Annotated in this window: 11 protein-coding genes; 9 read left to right on the forward strand and 2 right to left on the reverse strand. The window is 43.9% G+C overall.

Annotated elements, in window-relative coordinates; translation table 11 throughout:
• Positions 1-647 (reverse strand): Gfo/Idh/MocA family oxidoreductase (locus ACI4WN_RS02275; RefSeq protein WP_439776800.1); only part of this gene is annotated, 647 nt, incomplete at its 3' end.
• A 264-nt stretch (positions 648-911) separates the two neighbouring features.
• Between ACI4WN_RS02275 and ACI4WN_RS02280 the strand changes: the two genes are divergently transcribed.
• Positions 912-1475, forward strand: a complete 564-nt coding sequence (locus ACI4WN_RS02280) for a TMEM175 family protein (protein ID WP_439776801.1) — start codon at positions 912-914, stop codon at positions 1473-1475.
• 142 nt (positions 1476-1617) lie between these two features.
• On the opposite strand, the gene ACI4WN_RS02285 is transcribed toward ACI4WN_RS02280, so the two are convergent.
• Positions 1618-2964 (reverse strand): CAP domain-containing protein, encoded by a 1347-nt coding sequence (locus tag ACI4WN_RS02285; RefSeq protein WP_439776802.1) that lies wholly within the window; start codon positions 2962-2964, stop codon positions 1618-1620.
• 284 nt (positions 2965-3248) lie between these two features.
• Between ACI4WN_RS02285 and ACI4WN_RS02290 the strand changes: the two genes are divergently transcribed.
• From ACI4WN_RS02290 to ACI4WN_RS02325, 8 genes are all read left to right on the forward strand, one after another.
• On the forward strand, positions 3249-3770 hold the full coding sequence (locus ACI4WN_RS02290; protein WP_154487093.1) for a hypothetical protein: 522 nt from the start codon (positions 3249-3251) through the stop codon (positions 3768-3770).
• Between the two features lie 30 nt (positions 3771-3800).
• The gene (locus tag ACI4WN_RS02295; RefSeq protein ID WP_154487094.1) at positions 3801-4328 is read left to right on the forward strand and encodes a hypothetical protein; all 528 of its coding nucleotides are present in this window, start codon (positions 3801-3803) and stop codon (positions 4326-4328) included.
• Between the two features lie 104 nt (positions 4329-4432).
• Complete coding sequence (locus tag ACI4WN_RS02300; RefSeq protein WP_154487095.1) at positions 4433-5155, forward strand: hypothetical protein; 723 nt, start codon at positions 4433-4435, stop codon at positions 5153-5155.
• A gap of 275 nt (positions 5156-5430) precedes the next feature.
• Complete coding sequence (locus tag ACI4WN_RS02305) at positions 5431-6156, forward strand: hypothetical protein (RefSeq protein ID WP_154487096.1); 726 nt, start codon at positions 5431-5433, stop codon at positions 6154-6156.
• A 315-nt stretch (positions 6157-6471) separates the two neighbouring features.
• On the forward strand, positions 6472-6879 hold the full coding sequence (locus tag ACI4WN_RS02310) for a mucin-binding protein (RefSeq protein WP_439776803.1): 408 nt from the start codon (positions 6472-6474) through the stop codon (positions 6877-6879).
• A gap of 24 nt (positions 6880-6903) precedes the next feature.
• Positions 6904-8208 carry a Rib/alpha-like domain-containing protein gene (locus tag ACI4WN_RS02315; RefSeq protein ID WP_439776804.1) on the forward strand — a complete coding sequence of 435 codons (1305 nt, stop codon included), beginning with the start codon at positions 6904-6906 and terminating at the stop codon, positions 8206-8208.
• Positions 8209-8253: 45 nt separating this feature from the next.
• Complete coding sequence (locus ACI4WN_RS02320) at positions 8254-9228, forward strand: hypothetical protein (RefSeq protein ID WP_154487099.1); 975 nt, start codon at positions 8254-8256, stop codon at positions 9226-9228.
• Between the two features lie 100 nt (positions 9229-9328).
• Positions 9329-10348 (forward strand): alpha-hydroxy-acid oxidizing protein, encoded by a 1020-nt coding sequence (locus ACI4WN_RS02325; RefSeq protein WP_439776805.1) that lies wholly within the window; start codon positions 9329-9331, stop codon positions 10346-10348.

Genomic DNA, 10348 nt, shown 5'->3' on the forward strand with positions numbered 1-10348 from the left:
AGGTCGATGTCAAAGTAGTCGTTGCCGCGGCCAGCCCCCAGCAGCTGCTTGGCTTCCACCCGGTAGTCCTGCGGCAGACCGAAGTAGCTGATAGCTTGGTCCAGGGTGTGGCAGGCGTGCTGGTACAAGAAGGAGCCAAAGGCGTCGAACTTGGCGGCGTCGACCACGTCTTTTCTGTAATAGTCGTAGTGCATCTCCACTTCGTAGATGTCGCCCAGGCGGCCAGATTCGATCACGGCTTGGGCGGTCAGGAAGTCGGAGTCAAAGCGGCGGTTTTGGATGCACATGCAAAGGAGTCCTTTTTCCTTAGCCAGGTTAAAAAGTTCTTCGGCTTGCGCCCGGGTTTCGGTAAAAGGCTTTTCGCAGACGATATTTTTCCCAGCCAGGAGCGCCTTTTTCGTATATTCATAGTGGAGGACGGGAAGAGAGATGACGACCAGGTCGATCTCTGGATCTTGGAGGACGTCGTCGATGTTCTCGGTGTAAACGGCGCCAGCGATGTGGTCCCACTTGACGTGGGAGAGGTTGCGGGCCCAGATGGTCTTGATGTGGAATTTGTCAGTTAATTTAGCAATGAAGGGGCCTTGGTAGCGGTGAGTGCTTTTACCCGCGCCCAAAAAGCCGACTTGCAGGATTTGCTTGGTCATGGTGGTTACCTCGTATTAGTTAGATTATATTTGTATGATACCATTTTCAAGGAAATAGTGCTAAATTAGCTAAGTACAGCAATACGCGTTGATTATGGTGCAGGTCACCTTCTTTATTACTATGCTTATCCAAGTAAGAAGTTGACACAATAGAATTGATACTGATCATTGTTGGCGTAAATTGATGTTCAAATTCTGCCCTAGATACTGTATATTAGTGAATAATAAATTTGAATTAACTAGCCATTGAAGAAAGGAACAGACATGGACAAAAATCGGATCATCGCGCTAACTGATGGAATCGTGGCCATCGCAGCCACCATCATGGTATTAGAGCTGCAAGTGCCAGAAAAGCTATCTACGGCAACGCTCCTAGCACAGTGGCCAGTCTTGCTCGCCTACATTGTCAGCTTTTCACAAATCTACCTGGCCTGGCGGTCACACCACAATGCTTTTCAAAAAGCAGACGTGATCTCAACAAGGACTTTCCTGATCAATGGGATCTGGCTCTTTTTCCAAACCTTGGTACCTTTTGGCACAGGGTTGATCGGCCGTTTTTCGCAGTCTAGCCTGGCGGCGGTGATCTACGTTATGATGGTTTTCCTGTGGACCTTGACCTTTCAATTTTTGGACTGGTCAATCGTGAAAGACAATCCCACCGCTGAAAAAGACGAAGTCATGTATCCAGTTGCTCGGCTGATCCTTTTTGGCGGGTACGGCGTAGCGTTCGCTGTGGCTTTCGTCCAAGCAAATTTGGTGTTGCCGATCATGCTTCTGTTCACCATTCTCATGGGGCTCCAGGCCATCCGTCATCAGAAAGCAATATAATAAAAAACGCATCCCTGTTCGTAAAGGGATGCGTTACTTTTTCTCCAATGGAAAAGCTAGACGACGATCGCAATCGCGTTGATTTTAGCATAGCAAAAAAGTCTAGAAGCCAAAATTGTGCTTCTAGACTTTTTCTCGTTAATTAACGGAAGTATTCTTCAACGGTGAAATAGCAAAGATACCCCTTGTCATTAGTATATGGAACGGTCGAGATAGCTACCTTAGAATACTTAGGATTGATGATAGTTGTGTAGTGACCAGTTTTGCCAGTTGAATGGTTGTCATAAGTTTTTTTCTCAGTGTCCCAGCTATCCTTAATTCCAGACATTGTAAAATCAATAAATGCTTGAGTCGATAACTTTTGAGAAATATATCCTCCAGCTAGATTTTCACTTGCGCCGAATGCGTAGTTATGGCTTAATTGACCGGTAGCTTTTCTATATTCAACTCCTTTTTGAGCACGAGCATCAGTAGCAGCTTGCTGATCAACAGCGATAGTTAATGGGGCAACCCCAACAGCAGCACGGTAAGAGTTTAAGAGCTGAAGGTCGGCTTGCTCGACAGCACGATTTTCTTTTTCTGTCCATTGGAAGCGAGTTGCTGCGTTAACGTTATTTGCTTCAGTAGTCTTGGTAAAATCGCTAGCCTTAACCCAGACACTAGTAGCACCTTCAGTATCCTCTTGTAAGTGGTAGTAGAGGATGCCTTTTTTATCAACGCCTTCTTCAATAACCGTGTAGACCCAAGGGTAGTTTTTGCTGGTATTGTCTAGGAGGTCTACATTTTGTGCTACTTCCACATTACTTTCAACATCCTCCAAGGTTTGATCGCTATTCAGCTTGTAAGCTCCAATGAAGGCATCAGGATCCTTACCCGTAGCCGTAACTTTAAAGTTCACGGCCGTAATCGTCAGCGTGTTCTTGACTTCCTTGTAGGTCACCTTGACAGTCTTGTTTTTGGTCGTAGAAAAAACGTCCTCGCTAGCAACCGTGCTCTGAGAAGCCTCATAGCCGTCTTCCTCTGGCACAGTGTAGGCTGCCCAGCTGGACGTGCTCCACTTGCCATAAGTCTTTTTCTTAGTCTTGGTGTTTTGCTTAACAATCCGCTTGACGTAGGCGTTTTGGATCTTCTTAGTCACGTCGCCATTTGGCTTATAAAGCTGGATGGTCCGAACGATCTTCTTAGTCTGCGTGCTAGTCTTGTACGCAGACTTTTTGACCACGTACTTCTTGGCATCGCTGGTTTTCACCAGTTCGCCGTGCCCCAGATCGTAGTAGCTCTTGCCCTTGACCTTCACGGTCTTGTAGGCGGTCGCCACCTTGCTCTTAGAGTAGTGGGTCTTCGTCTTCTTGCCCTTGGCGGTGTAGACGTAGGCCGTCTTGGTGAACTGGATCTTGTAGCTGGCTTTAGCCTGGGCTTGGCCCGGCAGATAGGCGCCAGCTGCTAGGCCACCCGCCAAAAGCAGGGTGGCTGCATTCTTTAACTTCATCTTTTTTCCTCCTTGCAGGATTTCTCTTTTTACTAAATTAATTTTATCATTATTTGCTTAAAAAAGCATACAAAGCCAGCTATAGAGATTATCTTATGTTATTTAACAAATAAGTGCGTTGTTTGGTGATTTTTTATAAAAAGTTATCAGGTAGCTGTAATAGAGCTGTGATATTGGTGAAAAGTTACTTAGTACCTCAGATTATTAAATAACTATTGGTAGTGGCGCGGCTAGCAATGATATAATTTGATTAAATAAGTGTTAAAAGAGAAAAGAGGAAATTTATGAAGTCAAAGCGGATTTCTGCTGTGTTGATCGCTGGGGCTTTGCTAGGCGTTGGGGCTACTTTGCAAGCTAATACCAACACCGTCTCAGCTGCTTCATGGGGTGCTAAGGAACTTTATACGGTACCCAAGGTGATGCGAGGAACCTGGTATTACAAGGAATCGGGTAAGATCAAGAAAACGAAGATTACAGCTCACTCCATGGATGGACGTAAACTGTACAAGCAACTTCCATCTAAAGAATATAGTGAGTGGTTTGATAAATTACACAAACTAAAGTCGAAGGAATATAACAAAGCCTGGAAATATCTGTATAAGGATCGTATGGAAGCTTCCGACTTTAAGTGGCACGGACATAGTGGCTTCGTTTGCCGTCAATGGTTAGCAGGAGCTAGTGGTACGTATATTACTCCTGCAAAACGGACCCGTTATGGCGTGAAAACACGCGCAGTGCGCTTTGGTGGTGGGGCAGGAAACTGGTTATCTTACTATGCCTACCCAAGCAGAAAGTTAGCCAAGTAGTTTTTATAAAAAAAGAACAGAGGAAATAACATGAAACCAGCCCGTCTTACCGCAGTTTTAGCTGCTAGTGCTCTTTTTGGCATCGGCGCTGCAACGACCACCAACCACGCACAAGCATCCACCCTGTCTAAGTGGGGTGCAACTAAGCTCTACACTACCCCAAAGGCAGTGCGGGGCACCTGGTACACCAAGTCAGCTTTTGACAACAAGGTTGAAAAAATCAAGATCACGGCTCACAAGTACAACAACGTTACCTTGTATAAGACGCCAAAGAACTTTAGCACCTTGCTGGGCAAGTTTGAAAAGCAATCACAGAGCAAACAGGTGAAGTTGCGGAAGACTTTTAGCAAGATTGCCGAAGCCTCAACCAGTTCCAAATTCCACGGAGTTCAAGAAATGTACATGAATAACTGGCTACCGGAGATGGGCTTTGGTAGCTACTTCGTTCCAGTGACCAGAACCCGCAAGGGCGTTAGAACTCGCGCGCTCCGCCTTGAAGGCGGGGCAAGTCACCAAGTTGCAGGTTACGCCTACCCAAGCAAGAAGCTGGCCAAGTAATTTTTGTAAAAATTTGCAAGCACTCACATTTGCCTTCTTCACCTTTTCCCATCAGTGCTACAATTGAGTTAGATAAGTGTTTGAAAGAAATGGGAGAAAAAGAAATGAAGTCGAAGCGAATTTCTGCTGTGTTGGTCGCTGGCGCTTTATTCGGTGTTGGAGCGATGTTGCCGGCGAACTCCATTCAAGCTAAAACAGTAAAATATAAGATTGTTAAACACCAAAAGGTGAAAAAACTGCCCACTTTTACCTGCTTTGATAAGGATGGCAAGGAAGTCACCGTTAATAACGGTAAAATGACGTTTTCCTATGAGGAGCCGCACATCCAGAGTAAGGCCAAAGGGTCGAAGAAGATAAACAAGTATTTGCATAAAAACTATACCGATGCTGCCAAGTATTTTCAGGCGGAGAGCAAGGATCTGGCTGAGTCGATCTACGACACCAACCAGGACGACTGGGCCCTGAAGAATAGCATTTTCCATGCAGATAAGCAGACGGCTAAGGTTTATGTCTCTGGCAAGTACTTTTCTGTGGTGAACTACCAGCACGAAGAGGAGACCGGCAAGGTCGAGTGGGGGGATGCGGTAACTTATTCCCTCAAGACTGGCAAGAAGCTCAAACTTACAGACGTTTTGAAGGGTTCGCCTTCGAAAATCATGAAGCGGATCTACAAGGCGCAGACCAAGTCGGATCGTTTTTACCTGAAGGGCGAGAAGCTGAATAACCTATCCTTTATCGTTAAGGGCAAAAAGGTTTATCCGGTTTACAAGGGTTACATTTCAGATGTGCCTTTCCACTTTTTCAAGCCGCTGAAAATTGAAAAATAATGTCAAAAGCCCTAGAAGCTGCGGAGTCGAGCTTCTGGGGCTTTTTGTATGCGGTTAACTAAGCGGTTGCTATAAGTGTTAAACGCTAAACATATTTGATGATGACCTATTTCGATAGTGAGCTTTTATGTAGTTTACAAGTGAGACGGATAGCTAGGGGCTTTTAGAAAGATAACTATAAAAATACCCAGATTTTACATTTGCTTGATCCGGGGAAAAAGATGAGTGCTACAATTGACTTGTATAAGTGTTTAAAAGAGAAAAAGGAGAAGCAAATGAAGTCAAAGCGTATTTCTGCTGTGTTGATCGCTGGTGCTTTGCTTGGCGTTGGCGCAGCTTTACCAGTTAACCATGTTCAAGCTAAGACGTCTGGATATAAGATTGTAAAACATAAGAAGGTCAGCTATTTGAAGCCGTTTAAGGCAAGTGACTATAACGGTAAGAAGCGTTACGTCAAGAAGGGCAAGATGGAATTTAAGGCTGATGAGGTTAAATTGACCAGTAATTCTGCTGGTGCCAAGAAGATCAACAAGGGCTTGCATGCTAAGTACACCAGCATTTGGAAACTCTACAAGAAGGAAGGTAAGGGTGCTGCATCAAGCCTTAAGAATAGTATGTTCGATAGCCAAACCTTCAAGGAAAATGTGTTCTACTTAGTATCTCAAAAGGCTCACGTCTTTAAGTCAGACAATTACTTCTCAGTTGGCTATGATAACCACATTTTTTATGGCCAAGGGAACAGTTGGGGGCAAGCAGTTACTTATTCTTTGAAGACTGGGAAGAAACTGAAGTTTAGCGACGTTTTGAAAGGCAACTCTAGTCAGATCAAGAGTAAGATTAATAAAGCACAACATGGTTGGGATAAATCAGTTGTAAAGGCTCACAAGCTTGGTGATTTTTCATTTGTTGTAAAGGGTAATAAGGTTTACCCTGTGCTAGAAGGTAACTTCGGTTCAACTGCGATGTATCATCTATATAGCCCCGTAAGGATTGAAAAGTAGTTCAAGAAACGTCTTGGAAAACTCTAAGACGTTTTTTGTAGTTGTGTTGTAATTTTTGAAAGAGAAAAAATGTTGAAACTAAGGATAAAGAAATTCGCAACTGCCTTGTTAGCAGTATCAATGTTTGGGTCAACAGCGTTTTGGGTAAACAATCCATCTACGCTTGTCCAAGCGAAAACGGTTAAGAAGTCTAAGAAGAAAAAAACTAAGCAATCAAGGCTGAATCTAAAGCGTAATAAAGAACCAGATATTCGCTACCTTGCTAGAAGGTCGCCAGTACTTGACCTTTCCCGCAAGGATTACAAGAAAACCATGATGTGGTTTAGAAAAAACGAGAAGGTAACTGTTTATGGATATTTGAAGTTCCACGGTAAGAAGTATTACCAAGTCGGTCCTTTACAGTTCATTGAAACCAAATACTTCAAGAAGTTGCCATACAAGATAACAATGCAAGTTGTAGGCCATGTACGCAACATTACCGTTATCGATCCGGATGGAAATAAAGAAAGTATTGAACAAGATGCCGACTTCAACCGGATAGTTCACCAAAATTGGAAGACTAAGAAGAAGACTTACGGCAAATGGAATGTCGTTTATTACAAGGCTTACAAGGTGCCGCAAATTGATGGCTACACCTCTTCAGTTAAGACGGTCCCACGTAAGAGGGCTTATCCGTGGAGCAAGGATGAGGATATTGTCGTTACCTACAAAGAGAATAAGTAGCTAGAGTGCTCGGAGAGTATAGTTATGGAAAGAAAGTATAGACTAATCCTCGCTAGTCTTTTGGTAACTAATCTATTTGCTGTAACTATTGTAAATCCAGTATCTGCAGCACCTTGGGGCGCCAAGAAATTGTACACGACACCTAAGGCGACTAGAGGAACTTGGCAGTATAAAGATGGTCGGAAAACAAAGAAATTAAAAATTACTGCTCATACTTCTAATGGTCGAAAGTTGTATAGGGTTCTACCGACAAAGCAGTACGATAAGTGGTGGACTAAAATGTTTCGTCTTCCAGATTCGAGACGTAGAAGAACTGTACGATATTTGGAAAAGCATATGTGGCAAGCTTATTCATTTACTTGGCATGGGAAAACTGGATTTAATACTAATGGCTGGCTTGCCGGTGCTGGGGCAGGTGAATATTGTGTTCCAGTTACGAAGAAATACCACGGTGTAAAAACGACAGTTCTGCGTTTTGGTTCTGGTGCTGGAAATTGGTTTGACTTTTACGCTTACCCTGTGAAAAAGCACAAAAAGGCTGTTCCCATGGCTCAAAAATATACGCCAAAGTTGACAACAAAGACGATACAACTTAAGTGGGGATCATGGTTCTCGGATTCATCAGCCCAAAAATATGTTAGCAATGTAGCTGCATTACCTAAGAATGCGGATTATTACTATACAAACACTATTGATACCCAGAAAACAGGTTATCAAACTACTTCGATTCAAGTATTTTATCCGGATGGAACCCATGAAATTGCCGGAAAAATTAAATTTCAAATCGGAAAATCGCTAAGTGAGCAATATCCATTCGAGGTAAAGGATCTAGTTGTTAAATTTAAAAAAAGTGTAGATATTCGTAAAGACATCATTACTAATCCTATTGGTTATTTTCCAAATGAATCAAAAAATAATAATGGTGGAATGGAATTTAGTTTCTGTGATAAAAATGGAAATACCGATGTAGACATTGCTGATCCAACACAATCAAATATAAATAGTACGTACATAAAGGCAGAATATCCAGACGGTTCAGTCCGAATAAGTAGTTTGATAAAAGTTATTAGGTTAGAGCCTGATAGCTTAAAATATCAGCCTATAATAAAAGAAGGGCCTTATAAATTAAAGGAGCAGCCATACTATTCAAAATATGACGGTCTGGGAGCTTATGCACTCGTGGATCCAGAAATATTTTTTGAAAATGCTTCAACTTTCCCAAAAGGAACTATTTGTAAATTGCGACAAACCAATACTGGATATCAAAAATTAAGTACTGTTTTTCCTGATGGTTCGATGTCGTTTAGTTACTATGTTTTGGCATATTAGAATCGAAAGTAAATAGTGTTTATATAAAATAGCTTGGAGGATAAATTGAAAAGAAAATATATTTCTGTTTTGTTACTAGCTGGTGCCTTGCTTGGTGTGGGCGTGATTTTGCCAGCTAACCATGTTCAGGCATCCACGTTATCAAAATGGGGTGCCACTAAACTATACACTGCTCCAAAAGCAATTAGAGGCACATGGTATTATCGACTCAATGGGAAGTACTATAAAACAAAAATTACTGCTCATAAGCTTGATAATGTTACTCTATACAGATCGCCAAAGAACTTTAGTAGTCTTTTAGGAAAGTTAGAAGACTTACCTGACAGTGAACAAGTTAAGGTGCGAAAATCTTTTTCCAAAATTGCTGAGGGTTCAACAATTAAGGGCTGGCATGGTATTAATTCCTTAACTATTCATCCTTGGCTTCCAGCTTGGGGTTTTGGCAGCCACTATGCTCCTGTCACAAGAACTCGTAAAGGGGTTAAAATACGTGCTTTGCGAATCGATTATGGTGCTGGTCATTTGCTTGTGGCATATGCTTACCCAAGTAAGAAATTAGCCGAACCTGAAAGCTCATCTTCCGTTCTTAAACAATGGGGCGCCACGAAAAAGTTTACTACTTCCAAGGCAACTAGAGGTACTTGGTATTATAAGGATAGCGGCAAAATTGTTAAACTGAAGATTGATGCCAATAAGGTGAATGGAATTCCTTTATATAAATTGCTGTCGATTAAACAAGATGAAAAACTAGACGACAAGCTTCTGAATCTTTCTTCTGCAAAGCAAAATAAATGGCATGCATATTTTGATAATCATGCACGTGCTTGCTATAGCTACAAGTGGCATGGCAAGACTGGATTTAATTGTAATGTTTGGCTAGCAGGTGGGGGAAACGGTTTTTACTATACTCCAGTTACCAAAACTCGGTATGGTATAAAGACAAAGGCTATTCGGATTGGCAGCGGCGCTGGCAATTGGCTTTATAAGTATGCCTACCCAAGTAAGGATTTAGCAAAATAGCAAACTCAGGATCAAGGCCATCAGGTCTTGATCCTTTTTTGTCAACCAATCTCTCAAAATGCCGTATACTACTAGTAACAAATAGAAGGAGAGAACAATTATGACCGATGTAACTACTGGCGCCACCGATGCCGCGAGCGCCGCATCCCTGATGGCCAAGCCCGAACCTACCAAAACTACCAACAGCCCCTGGCCGGGCCCGCCGGGGATGATTCCTGTGACCAGCGGCCAGGCCGATGACGCCAACGTCCACGCCCGCGCCTACCTGGACAGCTTGCTGGTCGAGATGCGGATCATCGATGCCGTCGAGCCTGATTTGGCCACGGAGATTTTTGGCAAAAAGTATACCTCGCCCATGACCCTCGCTGCGGTCTCCCACCTGAATAAGGTTATGCCCGACAAGACTCGCAAGCCCATGCAGGAAAAAGTCCAAGCTGCCAAAAAGCTTGGCGTTCTCAACTGGATCGGGATGGAACCTGACGACGAGTATGCCGAAATCGTCGAAGACGCTGGCCCAACTGTCCGCATCATCAAGCCTTTTGCCGACCATGAGCGGATCTACCAAGAGATTAAGACGGCGGAGCGACTTGGCGCGGTTGCTGTCGGGATCGACATTGACCACGTGCCGGGGACCGATGGCCACTATGACGTGGTCGACGGCATCCCGCTTGGCCCAATCACGGCCGCTGACCTGGGGGAGTACGCTGCCCAAACCGATCTGCCTTTTATCGCAAAAGGCGTTTTGTCCATCCAGGATGCTCTGAAGGCCCAAGAGGCGGGCTGTGCAGCGATCGTCGTTTCCCACCACCATGGCCGTTTGCCGTTTGGCGTTCCGCCACTAGCAGTTTTGCCGGAAATCCGGGATGCCTTGAAGGGCAGCGGGATGACCATATTTGCTGACGGATCACTCATGTCTGGCTACGACGCCTACAAGGCTCTAGCTTTGGGCGCTGATGCGGTTTTGATAGGCCGCGCAATTTTACCAGAACTTTTGCAAGACGGCAGCAAGGGCGTTGAGAAAAAATTCGCCCAGCTGAACGCCCAGCTCCGCGAAATGATGATGTACACGGGCGTGTCCGACACCAGCTCTTTTGACCCAACCGTTTTGCGGCGGGTGTAA

It is taken from the genome of Lactobacillus sp., from assembly GCF_051893255.1.
In the GTDB taxonomy this organism is placed as follows: Bacteria; Bacillota; Bacilli; order Lactobacillales; family Lactobacillaceae; genus Lactobacillus.

Coding starts and splice junctions, on each gene's coding strand:
- ACI4WN_RS02280 (WP_439776801.1), top strand. CDS start 912: ATGGACAAAAATCGGATCATCGCGCTAACTGATGGAATCGTGGCCATC.
- ACI4WN_RS02285 (WP_439776802.1), bottom strand. CDS start 2,964: ATGAAGTTAAAGAATGCAGCCACCCTGCTTTTGGCGGGTGGCCTAGCA.
- ACI4WN_RS02290 (WP_154487093.1), top strand. CDS start 3,249: ATGAAGTCAAAGCGGATTTCTGCTGTGTTGATCGCTGGGGCTTTGCTA.
- ACI4WN_RS02295 (WP_154487094.1), top strand. CDS start 3,801: ATGAAACCAGCCCGTCTTACCGCAGTTTTAGCTGCTAGTGCTCTTTTT.
- ACI4WN_RS02300 (WP_154487095.1), top strand. CDS start 4,433: ATGAAGTCGAAGCGAATTTCTGCTGTGTTGGTCGCTGGCGCTTTATTC.
- ACI4WN_RS02305 (WP_154487096.1), top strand. CDS start 5,431: ATGAAGTCAAAGCGTATTTCTGCTGTGTTGATCGCTGGTGCTTTGCTT.
- ACI4WN_RS02310 (WP_439776803.1), top strand. CDS start 6,472: ATGTGGTTTAGAAAAAACGAGAAGGTAACTGTTTATGGATATTTGAAG.
- ACI4WN_RS02315 (WP_439776804.1), top strand. CDS start 6,904: ATGGAAAGAAAGTATAGACTAATCCTCGCTAGTCTTTTGGTAACTAAT.
- ACI4WN_RS02325 (WP_439776805.1), top strand. CDS start 9,329: ATGACCGATGTAACTACTGGCGCCACCGATGCCGCGAGCGCCGCATCC.